This window comes from Citrobacter sp. Cpo103, assembly GCF_030332605.1.
GTDB classification, from domain to species: domain Bacteria; phylum Pseudomonadota; class Gammaproteobacteria; order Enterobacterales; family Enterobacteriaceae; genus Citrobacter; species Citrobacter portucalensis.
In genome coordinates this window covers 1060256-1080254 of sequence record NZ_JAOWHO010000035.1, presented here as the reverse complement: position 1 = coordinate 1080254, position 19999 = coordinate 1060256, and the positions used below count along the sequence as shown (strand labels likewise).

Below are 19999 nucleotides of genomic sequence, written 5' to 3'. Positions count from 1 at the left end.
ATGAAAAAAATGGATAAGCAGCTTTTTGCAGCATTCATCCTGCTCGGCGCGTCACCGTTTTGTTCAGCAAAACTGGACTGTGAGACGATTGCCGGAACAGCAGCCGGAGAGGCAAACTACCTTTATGAGTCTGCCAAAGTAAAAACCGACTCACGCCTGCATTTCTATTCTGCACCAGCAACAGAGTGTCAACTCCCCGCGTTCATGGTCAATGGCGACACCGTCGAGGTGCTCAGGAGTTCACAGCGCTACAAAAGCACGGGCATGCTTTCCAAAGATGAACCTTATCGTTACGTACGTTATCGGGACGCTAAAGGAACCTTCGCCACCGGCTGGGTCTCGGTAGTTGGGTTAACGCCGTTATCCAGTCCGCTTGCAGTAAGCGCGTCTTGCCAGACATGGGCAAATAAAGCGATGTCGCAGCGCGGGTTCTTACCCTCCTCCTCCGCAAACCACTATCAGGTAACAGGAGACACCCGCGCATGGTTCTATGCGATGCCAACCGAACAGTGTCGCAGCCCGTCCGTATTTTTAGTGCCCGGCGACCTCGTCTCTGTACAAGAACAATCCAACGATGATTTTATGGAAGCGGTCTATTACACCACCGATCGCCAAATCATACGCGGCTGGTTAAAAAAGTCGCAGTTACAGGCTATAAACAGCGGTGACCACTATCGCGACGACATCAACCCGCAGTCGACAGACAAAGCAACAAGAGTCGCCACCCTTGGGCTACGTCACGACCACCAATGTATCTTTTATGAAAGCTGGAATGCTAAAAAGGCCATTGAAATTATCGTGCGCGAGGATCATCAAACTGCATTGTGCCGTGGAGGGGCCGACCCACAAACGTCACCTCCCGTGGCTTATATCAGTATCGACAAGGCCAGCGGTGAAATTAGCTGGCCTGATGTTACCGAAGGATTTGCTGAGGAATAAGGGGAAAACATGTTCAAACCGCACGTCACGGTCGCCTGCATTGTGCATGCAGAAGATAAATTCTTAGTCGTTGAAGAAACGATCAATGGCAAAGCCTTGTGGAATCAGCCTGCAGGACACCTGGAAGCCGATGAAACGCTGGTGCAAGCCGCAGCACGCGAACTGTGGGAAGAAACAGGCATTAAAGCGCAGCCGCAGCATTTCATTCGTATGCATCAATGGATTGCGCCGGACAGAACGCCCTTTTTGCGTTTTCTTTTCTCTATCGAGCTTGCCAATATGTGCGCTACAGAACCCCATGACAGCGATATAGATTGCTGTCGTTGGGTCAGCGCAGAAGAGATTTTCTCTGCGCCAAACCTGCGTTCGCCGTTGGTTGCAGAGAGTATTCGCTGTTATCAGAGCGGACAGCGCTACCCACTGGCCATGATCGGCGAATTTAACTGGCCGTTTACAGAGGGTGTCAAGTAAAGGGCTGCGTGCTAGAATATGCCGCCTTGAAGTTCAATGTCGTGAGTATTCCTATGTCTGAAAGCCCAAAAAAAGTGATCGTCGGCATGTCCGGCGGTGTCGATTCCTCCGTTTCTGCCTGGCTGTTACAACAACAGGGCTATCAGGTAGAAGGCCTGTTCATGAAGAACTGGGAAGAGGACGATGGCGAGGAATACTGCACAGCGGCCGCCGACCTTGCGGATGCGCAGGCTGTCTGTGACAAACTCGGCATTGAACTGCATACCGTCAACTTTGCCGCAGAATACTGGGACAACGTCTTTGAACTGTTCCTTGAAGAGTACAAAGCGGGCCGTACGCCGAACCCGGATATTCTGTGCAATAAAGAAATTAAGTTTAAAGCCTTCCTTGAGTTTGCCGCAGAAGATTTAGGTGCCGATTACATCGCCACCGGTCACTACGTGCGTCGCGCGGATGTCGACGGCAAAAGCCGCCTGCTGCGTGGGCTCGATGGCAATAAAGACCAGAGTTATTTCCTCTATACGCTCGGCCATGAGCAAATCGCGCAAAGCCTGTTCCCGGTCGGTGAACTGGAAAAACCGCAGGTGCGTAAAATTGCCGAAGATCTTGGTCTGATTACAGCCAAGAAAAAAGACTCCACCGGCATCTGCTTCATTGGCGAACGTAAGTTCCGCGAGTTTCTTGGTCGTTACCTGCCGGCTCAGCCAGGCAAAATCATCACCGTTGACGGCGAAGAGATTGGCCAGCATCAGGGGCTGATGTACCACACTCTGGGTCAGCGTAAAGGTCTGGGTATTGGCGGAACGAAAGAAGGGACAGAAGATCCATGGTATGTGGTGGATAAAGACGTTGAGAACAACATTCTGGTTGTCGCTCAGGGTCATGAACATCCACGTCTGATGTCCATTGGGCTGGTGGCGCAACAGCTGCATTGGGTCGATCGCGAACCGTTCACCGGCACCATGCGCTGCACGGTGAAAACCCGCTATCGTCAGACCGACATTCCGTGCACCGTTAAGGCACTGGATGCTGAGCGTATTGAAGTCATTTTCGACGAGCCAGTCGCGGCGGTCACGCCGGGTCAGTCGGCTGTCTTTTACAATGGCGAAGTGTGCCTCGGCGGCGGCATTATCGAACAACGATTGCCTCTGCCGGTATAATTACTTACACATTTGATACAAGGAAGCAGTGAACGTGGCAAAGAATTATTATGACATCACCCTCGCCCTGGCAGGCATTTGTCAGTCGGCACGCCTGGTGCAGGAACTGGCGCACCAGGGGCATTGTGATGCCGATGCATTACACGTTTCACTGAACAGTGTCATCGACATGAATCCCAGCTCTACGCTGGGCGTGTTTGGCGGCAGCGAAGCCAATCTGCGTCTTGGCCTTGAAACGCTGCTTGGCGTACTGAACGCCAGCAGTCGTCAGGGACTGAACGCGGAACTCACCCGCTATACGCTAAGCCTGATGGTGCTGGAGCGTAAGCTGTCAGCGGCCAAGGGCGCTATGGACACGCTGGGAGACCGTATTAGCGGCTTGCAGCGCCAACTAGACCATTTTGATTTGCAGTCAGAAACGTTGATGAGTGCGATGGCTGGCATTTATGTTGACGTCATCAGCCCACTTGGCCCGCGTATTCAGGTCACGGGTTCCCCGGCCATCCTTCAGAGCCCACAAGTACAGGCTAAAGTACGCGCTTCGCTGCTGGCTGGCATCCGTGCTGCCGTGCTCTGGCATCAGGTTGGTGGAGGCCGTCTGCAACTCATGTTTTCTCGTAATCGCCTGACGACTCAGGCAAAACAAATTCTTGCTCATTTAACCCCGGAGTTGTGATCTATGGAATTATCCTCACTGACCGCCGTTTCCCCTGTCGATGGACGCTACGGCGATAAAGTCAGCGCGCTGCGCGGGATTTTCAGCGAATACGGTTTGCTGAAATTCCGCGTACAGGTTGAAGTACGCTGGCTGCAAAAACTGGCCGCGCACGCAGCGATCAAGGAAGTTCCTGCTTTTGCTGCCGACGCAATCGGTTTCCTTGATGCGATCGTCGCTAACTTCAATGAAGAAGATGCTGCGCGCATCAAAACCATTGAGCGTACGACCAACCATGATGTGAAGGCAGTTGAGTATTTCCTGAAAGAGAAAGTGGCGGATATCCCGGAACTGCACGCTGTTTCCGAATTTATCCACTTTGCGTGTACTTCAGAAGACATCAACAACCTGTCTCACGCGCTGATGTTGAAAACCGCACGCGAAGAAGTGGTTCTGCCGTACTGGCGTAAGCTTATCGACGCGGTGAAAGATCTGTCTGTACAGTATCGCGATATTCCTCTGCTCTCCCGTACCCACGGTCAGCCAGCCACCCCTTCTACGCTAGGCAAAGAAATGGCTAACGTGGCTTACCGTATGGAGCGTCAGTATCGTCAGCTCAACCAGGTTGAAATTCTTGGTAAGATCAATGGTGCAGTCGGTAACTATAACGCCCACATCGCCGCTTACCCGGAAGTTGACTGGCATCAGTTCAGCGAAGAGTTTGTCACCTCGCTGGGCATCCAGTGGAACCCGTACACCACGCAGATTGAGCCGCACGACTACATTGCCGAGCTGTTTGACTGCATCGCCCGTTTCAACACCATCCTGATCGACTTTGACCGCGATGTCTGGGGTTACGTGGCGCTGAACCATTTCAAACAGAAAACCATCGCGGGTGAAATCGGCTCTTCCACCATGCCGCACAAAGTTAACCCCATCGATTTCGAAAACTCCGAGGGTAACCTGGGTCTGTCTAACGCGGTTCTGCAGCACCTGGCGAGCAAACTGCCGGTCTCCCGCTGGCAGCGTGACCTGACTGACTCTACCGTTCTGCGTAACCTGGGCGTAGGTATTGGCTATGCGCTGATCGCGTATCAGTCCACGCTGAAAGGCGTGAGCAAACTGGAAGTGAACCGCGATCATCTGCTGGATGAACTGGATCATAACTGGGAAGTTCTGGCAGAGCCGATTCAGACCGTGATGCGTCGCTACGGTATTGAGAAGCCGTACGAGAAACTGAAAGAGCTGACCCGCGGTAAGCGCGTTGACGCCGAAGGTATGAAGCAGTTTATCGACGGTCTGGCGCTGCCGGAAGAAGAGAAAACTCGCCTGAAAGCAATGACGCCTGCCAATTATATTGGTCGCGCCATCACCATGGTTGATGAACTGAAGTAATCTGTTTGATGCCGGAGCGTGCTTGAGCCTGTTCCGGTCTTCCGTTCATATCGTAGTAAGCCGGAAAGCATCAGCGCTTCCGGCTTTTTTATTGTCCGCGAGATTATCCCTTCCCCCGGTTTATTAAATGTTTATCCCCACAGCCACATAATCAGCGTTAAACTATTCATACCATTATTTTAGGGAGAAACGATGATGCGCGTACTGGTTGTCGAGGATAATGCTTTATTACGCCACCACCTCAAGGTTCAGTTACAGGATTTAGGGCATCAGGTGGATGATGCAGAAGATGCGAAGGAAGCGGACTATTATCTGAATGAACATCTGCCAGATATCGCGATCGTTGATTTAGGACTCCCCGATGAAGATGGTTTGTCGCTGATCCGCCGCTGGCGCAGTAATGAGGTTTCGCTGCCGATTCTGGTATTAACCGCGCGCGAAGGCTGGCAGGACAAGGTGGAAGTCCTCAGCGCTGGCGCTGACGATTATGTCACCAAACCGTTTCACATCGAAGAAGTGGCTGCGCGCATGCAGGCACTGATGCGCCGCAACAGCGGTCTGGCATCGCAAATTATCTCCCTTCCGCCTTTTCAGGTGGACCTCTCTCGACGCGAGTTATCCGTCAATGATGAAGTTATCAAGCTCACTGCGTTTGAATACACCATTATGGAAACGCTCATCCGTAATAATGGCAAAGTGGTCAGTAAAGATTCGCTCATGCTGCAGCTTTATCCGGATGCCGAGCTGCGCGAAAGTCACACCATTGATGTTCTAATGGGACGTCTGCGTAAGAAAATACAGGCGCAGTATCCGGACGACGTCATCACCACCGTGCGTGGTCAGGGATATCTTTTTGAACTGCGCTAATGAATAAACTATTGCGTCATTTTTTCCCGCTATCGCTGCGGTTGCGCTTTTTACTGGCAACCGCAGGCGTGGTGTTGGTGCTTTCGCTGGCCTACGGCATGGTTGCCCTGGTGGGCTACAGCGTCAGCTTTGATAAGACAACGTTCCGCCTGCTGCGGGGTGAAAGTAATCTGTTTTATACCCTGGCAAAGTGGGAAAACGGCAAGATAAACGTCGAGCTGCCTGAACATCTCGATATGCAAAGCCCAACAATGTCGCTGATCTATAACGAAAGCGGTGAATTGTTGTGGGCGCAGCGCAATGTTCCCTGGCTGACGAAAAGTATCCAACCGGACTGGCTAAAAACGAACGGTTTTCATGAAATTGAAGCCAATGTAGACGCCACCAGCACTTTACTGGGCGAAGATCACTCCGCTCAGCAGCAGTTAAAAGAAGTCAGAGAAGATGATGACGACGCCGAAATGACCCACTCCGTGGCGGTGAACGTCTACCCCGCCACAGCCAGAATGCCGCAACTGACTATTGTGGTTGTCGACACCATTCCTATAGAGCTAAAGCGCTCGTATATGGTCTGGAGCTGGTTTATTTATGTCCTGGTCGCCAATCTGTTGCTGGTCATTCCGCTGTTATGGGTGGCCGCCTGGTGGAGCCTGCGGCCAATTGAGTCGCTAGCGCGTGAAGTCCGTGAGCTTGAGGAACATCATCGTGAGATGCTAAACCCCGCCACCACACGCGAATTGACCAGCCTGGTTCGCAATCTCAATCGACTTTTAAAAAGCGAACGTGAGCGCTACGATAAATACCGCACCACGTTAACCGATCTCACCCATAGCCTGAAAACGCCACTAGCGGTACTGCAAAGTACGCTGCGCTCAATGCGTAACGAAAAGATGAACGTCAGCGACGCAGAGCCTATCATGCTGGAACAAATCAGTCGTATTTCCCAACAGATAGGCTATTACCTGCATCGCGCCAGTATGCGTGGCAGCAGTGCCCTACTCAGCCGCGAGCTGCACCCGGTCGCGCCGTTGCTGGATAAGCTCACCTCGGCGCTGAATAAAGTGTATCAGCGTAAAGGGGTCAACATTAATCTCGATATCTCACCTGAGATCAGCTTTGTGGGTGAACAGAATGACTTTGTCGAGGTGTTGGGCAACGTCCTGGATAACGCCTGTAAATATTGTCTGGAGTTTGTCGAGATTTCGGCGCAACTGTCTGAGGATCAGCTGCATATTCTGGTCGAAGACGATGGTCCTGGTATTCCGCAAAGCAAACGGGAAGTGGTGTTTGACCGTGGACAGCGCGTAGATACACTACGTCCCGGACAAGGCGTCGGTCTGGCGGTGGCGCGAGAAATCACTGAACAGTATGACGGGCAAATTATTGCTGGTGATAGCCTGCTGGGTGGAGCGCGCATGGAAGTTATTTTTGGCCGCCAGCAGCCGGGCCAGAAAGACGAGTAATCGTCGCATGTAATAAATATGTACTGACTTCACGCTTGAGGTTAAGTATCCGTTATAATCGGTTGCAGATACCAGCCTGCGGGATGCTCACTATGGAATACCAACTCACACTTAACTGGCACGATTTTCTTGAACGCCACTGGCAGAAACGCCCGGTGGTCTTAAAACGCGGGTTTAACAACTTTATCGACCCACTCTCTCCTGACGAACTGGCTGGACTGGCAATGGAAAGCGAAGTCGACAGCCGACTCGTCAGCCATCAGGATGGTAAATGGCAGGTTAGCCATGGTCCCTTCGAAAGCTACGACCATCTTGGCGAGAACAACTGGTCTTTGCTGGTGCAGGCGGTCAACCACTGGCACGAACCTACCGCCGCGCTGATGCGCCCGTTCCGTGAATTACCGGACTGGCGTATCGACGATCTGATGATTTCTTTCTCTGTACCCGGCGGCGGCGTTGGCCCGCACCTGGATCAGTACGATGTATTTATCATTCAGGGAACCGGTCGTCGTCGCTGGCGCGTAGGCGAAAAGCTGCAGTTGAAGCAGCACTGCCCTCACCCGGATCTTCTTCAGGTCGACCCGTTCGAAGCCATCATTGATGAAGAGCTGGAACCCGGCGATATCCTGTACATTCCACCGGGATTCCCGCACGAAGGCTATGCGTTAGAAAACGCGATGAACTATTCGGTTGGCTTCCGCGCGCCAAACACTCGCGAGCTGATCAGCGGGTTCGCCGATTACGTTTTGCAACGCGAACTGGGCAGCACCTATTACAGCGATCCTGACCTGCCACCGCGCGATCATCCGGCAGATGTTCTGCCGCAGGAAATGGACAAGCTGCGCGAAATGATGCTGGGTCTGATTAATCAGCCAGAACATTTTCAGCAGTGGTTTGGCGAGTTTATCTCTCAGTCTCGTCATGAGCTGGATATTGCCCCGCCGGAGCCACCGTATCAGCCAGACGAAATTTATGATGCCCTGAAACAAGGTGATGTGTTAGTGCGTCTGGGCGGATTGCGCGTATTGCGCATTGGCGATGACGTCTACGCTAACGGTGAGAAAATTGACTCGCCACATCGTCCTGCGCTGGAAGCGCTGGCCAGTCATATTGTGCTGACGGCTGAGAACTTTGAGGATGCGCTGGAAGATCCTTCTTTCCTTGCCATGCTTGCCGCGCTGGTCAACAGCGGGTACTGGTTCTTCGAAGGGTAATAGACTGTGCCTGATGCGACGCCATGCGTCTTATCAGGCCTACTGGAGTGAAATATTGTAGGCCGGATAAGCAAAGCGCCATCCGGCAACTACACATGCTTTATTTTTGTTTCGCGGCCAATTCAGCAATACGCACAATCACCTGCACCGCTTTTTCCATTCCTTCCAGCGTCACAAACTCATGCTTGCCATGATAGTTGTAGCCGCCGGTGAACAGATTCGGACACGGTAATCCCATAAACGACAGCTGCGCGCCGTCAGTGCCGCCACGGATCGGTTTCAGCACCGGCTCAATATCACAATCGCGCATCGCCTGCTGGGCGATATCCAGCACGTACGGATGCTCAATCACTTTTTCGCGCATATTGTAGTAACTGTCTTCAATCACCAGTTCGATATAGCAGTCTGGGTGTAACCCTTTGCCAACCTTCTTGGCGATATCCATGACCTTGCGTTTACGCGCTTCAAACTGCTTACGGTCAAAATCACGAATAATGTAGTGCATATCCGCCCGATCGACCGTCCCTTTCATGCTCGCCAGATGATAAAAGCCTTCATAGCCTTCCGTCTTTTCAGGGCTTTCATCTGCCGGAACCTCAGCGTGAATACGCGCCGCCAGGGACAGCGCATTCACCATCACCCCTTTTGCGGTGCCGGGATGCACATTGTTGCCAACAATTTTGATATTAACCGACGCGGCGTTGAAGTTTTCAAACTCCAGCTCACCTACGCCACCACCGTCAACGGTATAGGCCCACTGCGCATCGAATGCCGCAACATCAAAATGCTTCGCCCCTTTACCCACCTCTTCGTCCGGCGTAAAGGCCACGCGGATATCACCGTGCGCAATATTTTTTTGGATAAGCACAGCCAGTGCGGTCATGATTTCCGCCACGCCTGCTTTATCATCCGCGCCCAACAACGTTTTACCGTCTGTGGTGATCAGCGTCTGACCCAGAAGTTGATGCAGCACCGGGAACATCACCGGCGATAAAACTTCATCACCAATGCCTAACGCAATATCGCCACCGCGATAGTTTTCAACGATTTGCGGATTGACATTTTTACCGCTGAAATCCGGTGAGGTATCCACATGGGAAATAAAGCCGATCGCAGGAATATTGCCAGCAACGTTAGCGGGTAACGTTGCCATCAGCGTGCCTTTTTCGCTCAGTGAAATATTAACCAGCCCCATCTCTTCGAGCTGTTGTTTGAGCAGTTGTAATAATTTCCACTGTCCTTCGGTGCTGGGTACCTGCCGCACACCCGATTTTGATTGGGTGTCCAGCGACACGTAGTGTAAAAAACGCTCAAGTAGTTTATCCATGCAGTCACCCTCACTTTTTGTGACAACATTATCAATAAGCAACAAAAGACAAATATTGCGTCAGGTCACTTTTATCCCCGCAAGTGAGAATATTTCGCCCTGACATCCCCTCTGACTATAGGGCTAAGTCAGTAATTCGCAACAAGGATTGGCGATTACAATGGTTTGCCGTAGAATAACGGCCCTCATTAAGAGTCATCAAGGTGGTTAACCACAAACCCCGCATCGGTCAGCCATCCGTTGCGTTTACATGGGACAGAGTAAAAAATTGAATAAACAACCGCGTTCGCTTTCTCCACTGGTGCAATTAGCGGGAATTCGCAAAAGTTTCGATGGCAAAGAGGTGATTTCCAGCCTGGATTTGACCATCAATAATGGCGAGTTTCTTACGCTGCTTGGCCCCTCTGGCTGCGGTAAAACAACCGTTCTTCGCCTGATTGCCGGTCTGGAAACGGTTGATTCCGGTCATATTTTGTTGGACAACGAGGACATCACTCACGTTCCAGCGGAAAATCGCTACGTGAATACCGTCTTCCAAAGCTATGCACTATTCCCCCACATGACTGTGTTTGAGAATGTGGCCTTTGGTTTACGCATGCAAAAAACGCCCGCAGCCGACATTTCTCCCCGCGTTACCGAAGCCCTGCGCATGGTGCAACTGGAAGAGTTCGCCCAGCGAAAACCGCATCAACTTTCCGGCGGACAGCAGCAGCGCGTAGCGATTGCCCGAGCAGTGGTCAACAAACCCCGCTTACTCTTGTTAGATGAATCCCTCTCTGCGCTGGACTACAAGCTGCGTAAGCAGATGCAGAACGAACTGAAAGCGCTGCAGCGTAAGCTTGGTATCACTTTTGTCTTTGTCACACACGATCAGGAAGAAGCGCTGACTATGTCTGACCGCATCGTGGTGATGCGCGATGGTAAGATTGAGCAGGACGGTACGCCGCGCGAAATCTACGAAGAGCCAAAGAATCTGTTTGTCGCCGGGTTTATCGGCGAGATCAATATGTTTAACGCCACGGTGATTGAACGTCTGGATGAACAACGTGTTCGTGCTAACGTTGAAGGCCGCGAGTGCAATATTTATGTCAACTTCGCGGTAGCTCCCGGACAAAAGCTGCACGTTCTGTTACGCCCTGAAGATTTACGCGTTGATGAAATCAACGATGATAATCATATCGAAGGCCTGATCGGCTACGTGCGCGAACGCAACTACAAAGGCATGACGCTGGAGTCGGTTGTGGAACTGGAAAATGGCAAAATGGTGATGGTCAGCGAATTCTTCAACGAAGATGATCCTGACTTTGACCACTCGCTCGACCAGAAAATGGCAATTAACTGGGTAGAAAGCTGGGAGGTCGTACTGGCTGATGAAGAGCACAAGTAAATTCCAGAGTGTGGTGATCTTCACCATTGTCGGTTGGCTTGTGTTATTTGTCTTTCTGCCCAACCTGATGATCATCGGCACCAGCTTTTTGACCCGTGACGACGCCAATTTCGTCAAAATGGTCTTTACGCTGGAGAACTATACGCGTCTGCTCGATCCGCTCTATTTTGAGGTGCTGGTTCACTCCCTCAATATGGCGCTGATTGCCACGCTCGCCTGTCTGGTACTCGGCTACCCGTTTGCCTGGTTTTTGGTGAAACTGCCGGAAAAAGTACGCCCGCTGCTGCTATTCCTGCTGATTGTTCCGTTCTGGACCAATTCCCTTATTCGCATCTACGGACTCAAAATTTTCCTCAGTACCAAAGGCTATCTCAACGAGTTTCTGTTATGGCTCGGCGTTATCGATACACCCATTCGCATTATGTTTACCCCCAGCGCGGTGATTATCGGGCTGGTATACATCCTGCTGCCGTTTATGGTGATGCCGCTCTATTCCAGCATTGAAAAGCTCGATAAACCGCTGCTGGAAGCCGCACGCGATTTAGGTGCCAATAAGCTTCAGACCTTCACTCGCATCATTATTCCGTTGACGATGCCGGGGATTATCGCCGGATGCCTGCTGGTCATGCTGCCCGCAATGGGGCTGTTTTACGTTTCCGACTTAATGGGCGGTGCGAAAAACCTGCTGATTGGTAACGTAATTAAAGTTCAGTTCCTGAACATCCGCGACTGGCCGTTTGGTGCAGCCACCAGCATTACGCTGACCATCGTGATGGGTCTGATGCTGCTGATCTACTGGCGCGCCTCCCGCTTACTGAACAAGAAGGTGGAACTCGAATGATCGGTCGACTGCTTCGCGGCGGTTTTATGACCGCTATCTACGCGTATCTGTATATTCCAATCATCATTCTGATTGTGAACTCCTTTAACAGTTCGCGCTTTGGCATCAACTGGCAGGGTTTTACTACCAAATGGTACGGCCTGCTGATGAATAACGACAGCCTGTTGCAGGCAGCACAGCACTCGCTGACGATGGCGGTGCTATCCGCCACGTTTGCCACCTTGATCGGCTCACTTACTGCGGTTGCGCTGTACCGTTACCGTTTTCGCGGTAAACCGTTCGTCAGTGGCATGCTGTTCGTGGTGATGATGTCGCCGGATATTGTGATGGCAATATCTCTGCTGGTGCTGTTTATGCTGATCGGCATTCAACTGGGTTTCTGGTCGCTGCTGTTCTCGCATATCACTTTTTGTCTGCCTTTTGTGGTGGTGACGGTTTACTCTCGCCTGAAAGGTTTTGATGTCCGCATGCTTGAGGCGGCTAAAGATTTGGGTGCCAGCGAAGTAACTATTCTGCGCAAGATAATACTACCACTGGCTATGCCTGCGGTGGCTGCGGGTTGGTTGCTGAGTTTTACGCTGTCGATGGATGATGTTGTTGTTTCATCTTTCGTCACCGGACCGGGTTATGAAATTTTGCCATTAAAAATCTACTCAATGGTTAAAGTCGGCGTATCACCAGAGGTGAACGCGCTGGCGACCATTTTGTTGGTTCTGTCGCTGGTTATGGTGATTGCCAGCCAGCTTATTGCACGTGATAAAACCAAGGGCCGCTAAGGCCCTTAATTCAGGGGACGTTAAATGATGAAAAAATGGTCACGCCACCTGCTCGCGGCGGGTGCTCTGGCACTGGGCATGAGCGCCGCTCACGCGAATGACAACAACACGCTCTATTTCTATAACTGGACTGAATACGTACCACCGGGTCTGCTGGAACAGTTCACCAAAGAAACCGGCATTAAGGTTATCTATTCGACCTACGAGTCGAATGAAACCATGTACGCCAAGCTCAAAACCTATAAAGACGGCGCATACGATTTGGTGGTTCCGTCCACCTATTACGTCGATAAAATGCGTAAAGAAGGCATGATCCAGAAGATCGACAAATCGACGTTGACCAACTTCCACAACCTCGATCCGGAAATGCTCAACAAGCCGTTTGACCCGAACAATGACTACTCCATCCCGTATATCTGGGGTGCGACGGCCATTGGCGTCAACAGCGATGCTATCGATCCTAAAACCGTCACCAGTTGGGCCGATCTGTGGAAGCCGGAGTACAAAGGCAGTCTGCTGTTAACCGATGATGCGCGAGAAGTGTTCCAGATGGCGCTGCGCAAGCTGGGATATTCCGGCAATACCACCGATCCTAAAGAGATTGAAGCCGCCTATAACGAGTTGAAGAAGCTGATGCCTAACGTTGCGGCATTTAACTCTGACAACCCGGCCAACCCGTATATGGAAGGCGAAGTTAATCTGGGGATGGTGTGGAACGGCTCCGCGTATGTTGCGCGTCAGGCGGGCACACCGCTGGAAGTGGTATGGCCGAAAGAAGGTGGCATTTTCTGGATGGACAGCCTGTCTATTCCGGCTAACGCGAAAAACAAAGAAGGTGCACTGAAGCTGATTAACTTCCTGCTGCGCCCGGACGTGGCGAAAGAAGTCGCAGAAACTATCGGTTACCCGACGCCAAACCTGGCAGCACGCAAGCTGTTAAGTCCTGAGGTCGCGAACGACAAAACGCTCTACCCTGATGCAGAAACCATCAACAAAGGGGAATGGCAGAACGATGTCGGTTCCGCCAGTGCTATCTACGAAGAGTATTATCAGAAGCTAAAAGCAGGACGCTAATTCAGCGTTGTAAGGAATGCCCGATGGCGCGACGCTTATCGGGCCTACATAAATGCAAACCGTAGGCCGGATAAGGCATTTGCCGCCATCCGGCAAAAAAAATCACAGCCCTTTCAATAACTTCTCAACAAACTCAGGCACTACCTGGCTTGCCGGACCGTAATACTTCTCTTCAAACTCGCTGCCTACCTGGCTCGGTTCGAGATTTAGTTCTACCGTATGTGCCCCATGCAGCCGCGCCTCATGCACAAAACCCGCTGCCGGATAAACATGTCCCGATGTGCCAATCGCAATGAACACATCTGCCATTGCCAGTGCCATATAAATTTCATCCATACCCAGCGGCATTTCACCAAACCACACTACGTGTGGTCGCAGCGGTGCCGGAAACTGGCAGCAATGACATTTATCTTCCGGGGTCACATCGCCCGTCCATTCCAGAATCTGCCCGCTTTGCGAACAGCGAACTTTGAGCAACTCGCCGTGCATATGGATAACGTTCTGGCTGCCCGCACGCTCATGCAGATTATCAATGTTCTGCGTCACCAGTAAAAAACGATCGCCCAACTCGGCTTCGAGTTTTGCCAGTGCGATATGCGCCGCGTTGGGCTGGATTTCCGGCTGTTGCAACTGATGGCGACGGGCGTTATAAAACGACTGAACCAGTTCCGGGTTTCGACTAAATCCTTCCGGAGTCGCAACGTCCTCTACCCGATGTTCTTCCCAGAGACCATCCGCCGCGCGGAATGTTCGAATTCCTGACTCAGCGGAGATTCCCGCTCCAGTCAGTACCAGCACTCTTGGTTTTTCCATCAATTCAGGCACCACTCTGTCTCTGAAAAAGATTCGTTGACGCAGGCGATCGCGCAAATGGCGTTTATTTTTACGAAAGCGGCTTAACCGATGACCCCGACGCGACAGCATAACAACCTCTTTGTATTAATCGGTAAGATGTAGGAAAGCAGCCCCGCGCATCCCGCCGGCATCACCGTGCCGTGCCTGCTCAATACGCGGTACCCGGGCAACCGGCAGCAGATGACGCGGCAATCGGTTCGTCAGTTGCGTCGTAATAGCGGTAAAATTCGACAAGCCTCCGCCAATCACCACCAAATCAGGATCGACGATAGTCAGGATATTCCCAAGACACACCGCCAGCAAATCCAGATAGCGTTCAACGTGGGCCAGCGCGTGCTCATCACCCTGCTCCCACAGCGCGATAATTTCGCGGGCATCCAGCGGTTGATGGTAGTAATGCTGATACAACCACGCAAATCCACCGCCGGAAAGATAGCTTTCGATGCATCCCAGTTGACCGCATCCGCAGCGGCGCAGCGGGAAATCAAAGCCCATCAGCGTCAGCGCATCGACCGGCAAACGAATATGACCAAACTCACCGGTGATATAGCTGCGTCCGGTGATGGATTTCCCGTTAAGCACCAGGCCGCCGCCGACGCCCGTACCGAGGATCAACCCCATCACCAGCGGATACTGGGTGAACTCGTCATCCCAGGCTTCGGAGAGAGCAAAACAGTTCGCATCGTTATCCAGACGCACATCGCGGTCAAGGCGAGCGCTGAGATCGGCGCGGAGCGGTTTGCCACTGGCGGCAGGAACGTTGGCCGCGTACAGCGTGCCGTCTTCGGTTTCCGGCATGCCCGGAATGCCGATGCCTACCGAACCTTTGATGCCAAACCGCTGATCCGCTTCCGTCACCAGATTGCAGACCGCATCAAGGAAAGCGTCGTAGCTGTCGCGAGGCGTAGGAACGCGAGTTTCCCATTGCAGACGACGTTGCTTATCAAACACGCCCAGCGCAATTTTGGTCCCGCCGATGTCAAATCCGTAATACATCACCGCTCCTTGATACACGTCATCCTTCAAGATGCCTCTGCGTTGGCTACGCCTTGATGCAGCATGAATGCTGTCGTGTATTATTGTTGTTATTGGCCGCTAAGTACTCTCGCAGGATCAATATTGCTGGCGCGACGCGCCGGATACCAACTTGCCAAAAGACTCAGCACGAGTGCTGTCACCAGCACGTAAATCACATCCAGCCAGTGTAATTCCGATGGCAGGAAGTCAATGAAATAGATATCGCCGGACAGGAACTGATGGCCGATAAGCGCCTCAATCCCGTTTATGATCGGCGTCAGTTGCAACGAGACAACCACCCCGATGACGACGCCTATCAGGCTACCGAACAGACCCGCCAGCAGGCCGTACCAGACAAAAATGGCACGGATCAACCCATCTTTCGCCCCGAGTGTTCTTAATACCGCAATATCGCCACTTTTGTCTTTTACCGCCATCACTAACGTGGAAACGATATTAAAACAGGCCACGCCAATCACCAGCACCATAGCCAGATACATAATGGCGCGGATCATTTGAATATCGCGGTACATATAGCCGTAGGTGCCAATCCAGCTCTTGATGTAAACATAGTTATTGGTGACTTCACCCGCGTCTCGCACCAGCTTATTGGCGTTAAACACGTCGTTAACCTTCAGCGCGATCCCGGAAACGCTGGTTCCCATATCGAGATATTGCTGCGCATCTTCCATTGGGATCATGGCAAAGCTGTGATCGAGCTGACCGCTCAGTTGCAGGATCCCCGTCACGTGCAAACGCACGCGTTTAGGCTGCTGTAGCTTATGATCCGCACTGGCGTTAGGGATCATAATCGACACCCAGTCGCCCTGCTTCACCTTCAGCGCATCGGCAATACCCTTACCAATGATGATTTGTTGTTCACCGGCTTTAAAATTATCCCAGGCGTGGTTTTGCACAAAGGATGGCAGCGCGCTTAAACGCTGTTCCTGTTTCGGGTCAACGCCCTTCACCTGCACCGCGCGTAAGTTCGCCCCGCTCTCCACCAGTCCGGTAAAGTTGATATAAGGCGCCGCGGCGACAATACCCGGCACTTTTTGTACCTTGTCGAGCGCTTCCTGCCAGTTATTCCACGGCTGATTTACGGCTTCAATCTCTCCGTGTGGGACTACGGCCAGAATACGGTTGTTCAGCTCACGCTCAAATCCGTTCATGGCACTTAAACCGACGATCAGCACCGCCACACCCAACGCGATGCCAACGGTAGATATCACCGAAATCAAAGAAACCATACCGCCGCGACGCCGACCACGGCTAAAGCGCAGACCAATCAATAACGATAAAGGCGAAGCCATTACTCAGCTCCCATCAAGCTCAGTTCAGCCGTCAGGCGACCATCGCGCATTTCAAGCTGGCGACTCATCCGCTTCGCCAGTTGCAGATCGTGCGTCACCACCAGAAATGCCGTGCCCTGAGAGCGGTTCAGCTCGCCCAGAAGCTCAAAAATGCTGTCCGCGTTACGCGCATCCAGGTTACCTGTTGGCTCATCTGCCAGGACCAGGCGCGGGTTATTCACCAGCGCACGCGCGATGGCCACACGCTGGCGTTCGCCGCCAGACAGTTCAGACGGGCGATGACTGGCACGATGATCCAGCCCTACTGCTTTCAGCATATCCCGTGCGCGCTCGGTGATTTCAGCCGGTTTTTTCTTGCCGATCAGCAGCGGCATCGCTACGTTTTCCAGCGCGGTAAAATCCGGCAGCAAATGGTGGAACTGGTAAATAAAGCCCAGCTTCTGATTACGCAGTTCCGCTTTCGCCGCCGACGAGAGCTTGCTCATTGGCTGACCGCTAAAAATGACGTCGCCGGAAGTCGGGGTATCCAACCCACCTAACAGATGCAGCAGCGTACTCTTGCCGGAGCCGGAGCTGCCGACAATCGCCATCATCTCACCTTCACCGACGCAAAAACTGACATCGTGCAGTACATCGGTCTGCACAGTGCCTTCCTGATAGCGTTTGCACAGGTTGTCGCATTGCAGCAGGATCTTATTCATAACGTAAAGCCTCAGCGGGTTGAGTGGCGGCAGCGCGCCAGGAAGGATAAAGCGTAGACAGCAGCGCGATGGCCATCGCCACCAGCGCAATGACGATAACCTGCAGCGGCTCGATAGCGACCGGCAGCGCAGCGCCATCCAGCAGCACACCAATAATTGGCATCAGATTGTTCAGTTGGCTGGCGAGCAATGCACCCAGTACAGCGCCCAGCAGCGCGCCAATCACCCCGGCACTGGCCCCCTGAACCATAAACACCATCATTATCTGCCGCGGCGTTAGCCCCTGCGTTTGTAAAATCGCCACTTCCCCTTGCTTCTCCATTACCATCAGACCCAGCGAGGTAATAATATTAAAAGCCGCCACCGCCACGATCAGGCTAAGCAGCAGCCCCATCATGTTCTTTTCCATGCGCACGGCCTGGAACAGTTCCCCTTTGCGCTCGCGCCAGTCCTGCCATTTGGTGCCTTGCGGCAGCGTTTGCTGGCTCAGCGTGTCAACTTTTAACGGTTCGTTCAGCCACAGACGCCAGCCAGTGATATTACCCACCGGATAGCGCATCAGACGCGAGGCATCCTGAATGTTGGTCAGCATCTGGTAGCCATCGACTTCGCTGTTGGCGGCGAAAGTGCCAATCACCGTAAACAAACGCTGGCTCGGCAAACGCCCCATCGGCGTAAACTGGCTGGCCGAGGGCACCATCACACGGATTTGATCGCCACGGTTCACGCCCAACTGCCCGGCAAGCTGCTCGCCGAGGATGACATTATACTTACCCGGTTGCAGATCTGTTTGCTTCACATTGACCAGATACGGCGTTAACGGATCTTTTTGTGCCGGATTGATACCGAGCATCACGCCGACCGCCACGCTACGCGCGCTTTGCAGCACCACATCTCCCGTAGTTATGGGTGCAACGCGGTTGACGCCGTTCAACACCACCGCTTTTTCCGGCAGTTGTTGCGGGTTGAGGGAACCCTGTTCAGATGAGAGTACGGCCTGAGGCATCAGGCCAAGAATATTGTTTTGCAGCTCGCGCTCGAAACCGTTCATCACCGACAACACCGTGACCAGCGCCATTACCCCGAGAGTAATGCCTATGGTGGAGAGCCAGGAAACGAAGCGACCGAAGCGATCTGCTGCACGCCCACGCATATAACGCAGGCCGATGAATAGAGCGACAGGTTGGTACATGAAATCCGTCTGGTTGCTGTTAGCAAAGTCACGAGTATATAAGCGAAAGCGGAATGGGTAAATGACTGAACCGTAAGTGTTCGTCAGCACTATTCCTAAAAGTATAAATAAATCAATTCGCTAAAGTTGTCCCTCTTCCCTTCAGCCCGGGTCCCTGATCTTTATCTTAAAAAAACAAAATGCAGACAGTTACGCATTACAGCGCACAGTGGGTTGCGCAGGATGGCAGGCTATAGCCAACAATATGGATACGCCGTCTCGATGAAGAAAAAAGAACTATGGATTAATCAAATCAAAGGGTTATGTATTTGTCTGGTGGTGATTTACCACTCGGTAATCACATTTTACCCGCACCTTACTACTTTTCAGCATCCGCTTTCAGAGCTGCTGAGCAAATGCTGGATTTACCTCAATTTGTACCTGGCGCCATTTCGCATGCCGGTGTTTTTCTTTATTTCGGGATATCTGATCCGTCGCTACATTGATAGCGTCCCGTGGACAACCTGCGTGGAAAAACGGATCTGGAGCATTGCCTGGGTGCTGGTACTTTGGGGTGTGGTGCAATGGCTGGCGTTAGTTGCGCTCAATAACTGGTTGGCCCCACAGCGCGATCTGAGCCATGCCGCCAACGCCGCTTATGCCGATTCGATCACAGGTTTTACCCACGGAATGCTGACCGCCAGCACCAGCTTGTGGTATCTGTATGCGCTGATTGTCTATTTTGTTCTGTGTAAGATTTTCAGCCGCTGGGCGGCGCCGCTGTTGGCGTTATTTGTGGTGCTGAGCGTGGCGATCAATTTTGTCCCGACGCCGTGGTGGGGAATGAACAGCGTGATTCGCAATCTGCCCTGGTACAGCCTCGGTGCATGGTTTGGCGCAACGCTGATGGTATGGATCAAGGAGGTGCCTCTGCGCCGCCATGCGGTCATTGTTCTGGTTAGCGCAATCGCCGCCGTCGTCGCGTGGCTGGCAAATGTCTCACTATTACTTTCTCTGCTTTCCATTGTGCTGATCATGAAGCTGTTTTATCAATTTGAGCTGCGCTTTGGTATGCGTGAGTCCGGCCCGTTAAGCGTGATTGGTGCCAATACCATTGCCATCTACACCACCCACCGTATTTTGGTTGAGCTGTTCAGCTTAACGCTAATCCCTAAAATCAATTATACCGCCTGGCCTGCCTATGCGGAGCTGGCCCTGCTGCTGGTGTATCCGTTCGCCTGCCTGCTGCTGTGCACCTTGTTTGGCCTGTTGGTACGTAATATTTCACAAAAAACAGTGGCTGACCTGCTCTTTTCCCCGCCTTCTTTATCGGCTGTCTCGCGCTAACCCCTACGCGCTTTTTGCCCCCATCA

At 52.4% G+C, this 19999-nt stretch carries 19 protein-coding genes; 13 read left to right on the top strand and 6 right to left on the bottom strand.

Annotation, left to right across the window (positions count from 1 at the left end):
- The 8 genes from OGX89_RS21650 (at window position 1) to roxA (ending at window position 8164) form a co-directional block, all read left to right on the top strand.
- Window positions 1-939, top strand: a complete 939-nt coding sequence (locus tag OGX89_RS21650; RefSeq protein WP_126956057.1) for a hypothetical protein — start codon at window positions 1-3, stop codon at window positions 937-939.
- Window positions 940-948: 9 nt separating this feature from the next.
- The gene (locus tag OGX89_RS21645; RefSeq protein WP_008784446.1) at window positions 949-1410 is read left to right on the top strand and encodes an NUDIX hydrolase; all 462 of its coding nucleotides are present in this window, start codon (window positions 949-951) and stop codon (window positions 1408-1410) included.
- A 53-nt stretch (window positions 1411-1463) separates the two neighbouring features.
- Window positions 1464-2570 (top strand): tRNA 2-thiouridine(34) synthase MnmA, encoded by a 1107-nt coding sequence (mnmA, locus tag OGX89_RS21640; RefSeq protein WP_115191207.1) that lies wholly within the window; start codon window positions 1464-1466, stop codon window positions 2568-2570.
- A gap of 34 nt (window positions 2571-2604) precedes the next feature.
- Window positions 2605-3246 carry a high frequency lysogenization protein HflD gene (gene hflD, locus OGX89_RS21635; RefSeq protein WP_003832401.1) on the top strand — a complete coding sequence of 214 codons (642 nt, stop codon included), beginning with the start codon at window positions 2605-2607 and terminating at the stop codon, window positions 3244-3246.
- 3 nt (window positions 3247-3249) lie between these two features.
- On the top strand, window positions 3250-4620 hold the full coding sequence (gene purB / locus OGX89_RS21630; protein WP_286561099.1) for an adenylosuccinate lyase: 1371 nt from the start codon (window positions 3250-3252) through the stop codon (window positions 4618-4620).
- Window positions 4621-4815: 195 nt separating this feature from the next.
- Complete coding sequence (gene phoP / locus OGX89_RS21625; RefSeq protein WP_003846709.1) at window positions 4816-5487, top strand: two-component system response regulator PhoP; 672 nt, start codon at window positions 4816-4818, stop codon at window positions 5485-5487.
- Window positions 5487-6950, top strand: coding sequence for a two-component system sensor histidine kinase PhoQ (phoQ, locus tag OGX89_RS21620; protein ID WP_003832291.1), 1464 nt, complete (start codon window positions 5487-5489; stop codon window positions 6948-6950). The genes phoP and phoQ overlap by 1 nt, the downstream gene beginning before the upstream one ends.
- Before the next feature lie 92 nt (window positions 6951-7042).
- Window positions 7043-8164: a [50S ribosomal protein L16]-arginine 3-hydroxylase gene (gene roxA, locus OGX89_RS21615; protein ID WP_126956055.1), complete on the top strand. Its 1122-nt coding sequence runs from the start codon at window positions 7043-7045 to the stop codon at window positions 8162-8164.
- Window positions 8165-8264: 100 nt separating this feature from the next.
- Here the strand turns inward: roxA and pepT are convergent, their stop codons facing one another.
- Window positions 8265-9491 carry a peptidase T gene (pepT, locus tag OGX89_RS21610; protein ID WP_126956053.1) on the bottom strand — a complete coding sequence of 409 codons (1227 nt, stop codon included), beginning with the start codon at window positions 9489-9491 and terminating at the stop codon, window positions 8265-8267.
- A 250-nt stretch (window positions 9492-9741) separates the two neighbouring features.
- Between pepT and potA the strand changes: the two genes are divergently transcribed.
- Genes potA through potD form a run of 4 tightly spaced genes read left to right on the top strand, consistent with a single transcriptional unit; the run spans window position 9742 to window position 13569 of the window.
- Window positions 9742-10878, top strand: a complete 1137-nt coding sequence (gene potA, locus OGX89_RS21605) for a spermidine/putrescine ABC transporter ATP-binding protein PotA (protein WP_126956051.1) — start codon at window positions 9742-9744, stop codon at window positions 10876-10878.
- Window positions 10862-11719 carry a spermidine/putrescine ABC transporter permease PotB gene (potB, locus tag OGX89_RS21600; protein WP_003832285.1) on the top strand — a complete coding sequence of 286 codons (858 nt, stop codon included), beginning with the start codon at window positions 10862-10864 and terminating at the stop codon, window positions 11717-11719. The genes potA and potB overlap by 17 nt, the downstream gene beginning before the upstream one ends.
- Window positions 11716-12495: a spermidine/putrescine ABC transporter permease PotC gene (gene potC / locus OGX89_RS21595; protein WP_003030794.1), complete on the top strand. Its 780-nt coding sequence runs from the start codon at window positions 11716-11718 to the stop codon at window positions 12493-12495. Before potB ends, potC begins: the two co-directional genes overlap by 4 nt.
- 27 nt (window positions 12496-12522) lie before the next feature.
- Window positions 12523-13569 (top strand): spermidine/putrescine ABC transporter substrate-binding protein PotD, encoded by a 1047-nt coding sequence (gene potD, locus OGX89_RS21590; RefSeq protein WP_003030797.1) that lies wholly within the window; start codon window positions 12523-12525, stop codon window positions 13567-13569.
- A gap of 102 nt (window positions 13570-13671) precedes the next feature.
- Here potD and cobB read toward each other — a convergent pair whose 3' ends face one another.
- The 5 genes from cobB to lolC form a co-directional block, all read right to left on the bottom strand.
- Complete coding sequence (cobB, locus tag OGX89_RS21585) at window positions 13672-14493, bottom strand: Sir2 family NAD+-dependent deacetylase (protein WP_003832281.1); 822 nt, start codon at window positions 14491-14493, stop codon at window positions 13672-13674.
- A 15-nt stretch (window positions 14494-14508) separates the two neighbouring features.
- Window positions 14509-15420, bottom strand: coding sequence for an N-acetylglucosamine kinase (gene nagK, locus OGX89_RS21580; RefSeq protein ID WP_126956049.1), 912 nt, complete (start codon window positions 15418-15420; stop codon window positions 14509-14511).
- 89 nt (window positions 15421-15509) lie between these two features.
- Window positions 15510-16754: a lipoprotein-releasing ABC transporter permease subunit LolE gene (gene lolE, locus OGX89_RS21575; protein WP_003030804.1), complete on the bottom strand. Its 1245-nt coding sequence runs from the start codon at window positions 16752-16754 to the stop codon at window positions 15510-15512.
- On the bottom strand, window positions 16754-17455 hold the full coding sequence (gene lolD / locus OGX89_RS21570) for a lipoprotein-releasing ABC transporter ATP-binding protein LolD (RefSeq protein ID WP_003832278.1): 702 nt from the start codon (window positions 17453-17455) through the stop codon (window positions 16754-16756). The genes lolE and lolD overlap by 1 nt, the downstream gene beginning before the upstream one ends.
- Window positions 17448-18647, bottom strand: a complete 1200-nt coding sequence (gene lolC, locus OGX89_RS21565; RefSeq protein ID WP_126956047.1) for a lipoprotein-releasing ABC transporter permease subunit LolC — start codon at window positions 18645-18647, stop codon at window positions 17448-17450. The genes lolD and lolC overlap by 8 nt, the downstream gene beginning before the upstream one ends.
- A gap of 261 nt (window positions 18648-18908) precedes the next feature.
- Here lolC and OGX89_RS21560 point away from each other — a divergent pair, with 261 nt between their 5' ends.
- Window positions 18909-19973, top strand: a complete 1065-nt coding sequence (locus OGX89_RS21560; RefSeq protein ID WP_126956045.1) for an acyltransferase family protein — start codon at window positions 18909-18911, stop codon at window positions 19971-19973.
- Window positions 19974-19999: the final 26 nt, after the last annotated feature.

Excerpts from the sequence above, each read along its gene's own strand:
- OGX89_RS21650 (WP_126956057.1), top strand. The coding sequence starts at position 1 with ATGAAAAAAATGGATAAGCAGCTTTTTGCAGCATTCATCCTGCTCGGC.
- OGX89_RS21645 (WP_008784446.1), top strand. The coding sequence starts at position 949 with ATGTTCAAACCGCACGTCACGGTCGCCTGCATTGTGCATGCAGAAGAT.
- mnmA (WP_115191207.1), top strand. The coding sequence starts at position 1,464 with ATGTCTGAAAGCCCAAAAAAAGTGATCGTCGGCATGTCCGGCGGTGTC.
- purB (WP_286561099.1), top strand. The coding sequence starts at position 3,250 with ATGGAATTATCCTCACTGACCGCCGTTTCCCCTGTCGATGGACGCTAC.
- phoP (WP_003846709.1), top strand. The coding sequence starts at position 4,816 with ATGCGCGTACTGGTTGTCGAGGATAATGCTTTATTACGCCACCACCTC.
- phoQ (WP_003832291.1), top strand. The coding sequence starts at position 5,487 with ATGAATAAACTATTGCGTCATTTTTTCCCGCTATCGCTGCGGTTGCGC.
- roxA (WP_126956055.1), top strand. The coding sequence starts at position 7,043 with ATGGAATACCAACTCACACTTAACTGGCACGATTTTCTTGAACGCCAC.
- pepT (WP_126956053.1), bottom strand. The coding sequence starts at position 9,491 with ATGGATAAACTACTTGAGCGTTTTTTACACTACGTGTCGCTGGACACC.
- potA (WP_126956051.1), top strand. The coding sequence starts at position 9,742 with ATGGGACAGAGTAAAAAATTGAATAAACAACCGCGTTCGCTTTCTCCA.
- potB (WP_003832285.1), top strand. The coding sequence starts at position 10,862 with ATGAAGAGCACAAGTAAATTCCAGAGTGTGGTGATCTTCACCATTGTC.
- potC (WP_003030794.1), top strand. The coding sequence starts at position 11,716 with ATGATCGGTCGACTGCTTCGCGGCGGTTTTATGACCGCTATCTACGCG.
- potD (WP_003030797.1), top strand. The coding sequence starts at position 12,523 with ATGAAAAAATGGTCACGCCACCTGCTCGCGGCGGGTGCTCTGGCACTG.
- cobB (WP_003832281.1), bottom strand. The coding sequence starts at position 14,493 with ATGCTGTCGCGTCGGGGTCATCGGTTAAGCCGCTTTCGTAAAAATAAA.
- nagK (WP_126956049.1), bottom strand. The coding sequence starts at position 15,420 with ATGTATTACGGATTTGACATCGGCGGGACCAAAATTGCGCTGGGCGTG.
- lolE (WP_003030804.1), bottom strand. The coding sequence starts at position 16,754 with ATGGCTTCGCCTTTATCGTTATTGATTGGTCTGCGCTTTAGCCGTGGT.
- lolD (WP_003832278.1), bottom strand. The coding sequence starts at position 17,455 with ATGAATAAGATCCTGCTGCAATGCGACAACCTGTGCAAACGCTATCAG.
- lolC (WP_126956047.1), bottom strand. The coding sequence starts at position 18,647 with ATGTACCAACCTGTCGCTCTATTCATCGGCCTGCGTTATATGCGTGGG.
- OGX89_RS21560 (WP_126956045.1), top strand. The coding sequence starts at position 18,909 with ATGAAGAAAAAAGAACTATGGATTAATCAAATCAAAGGGTTATGTATT.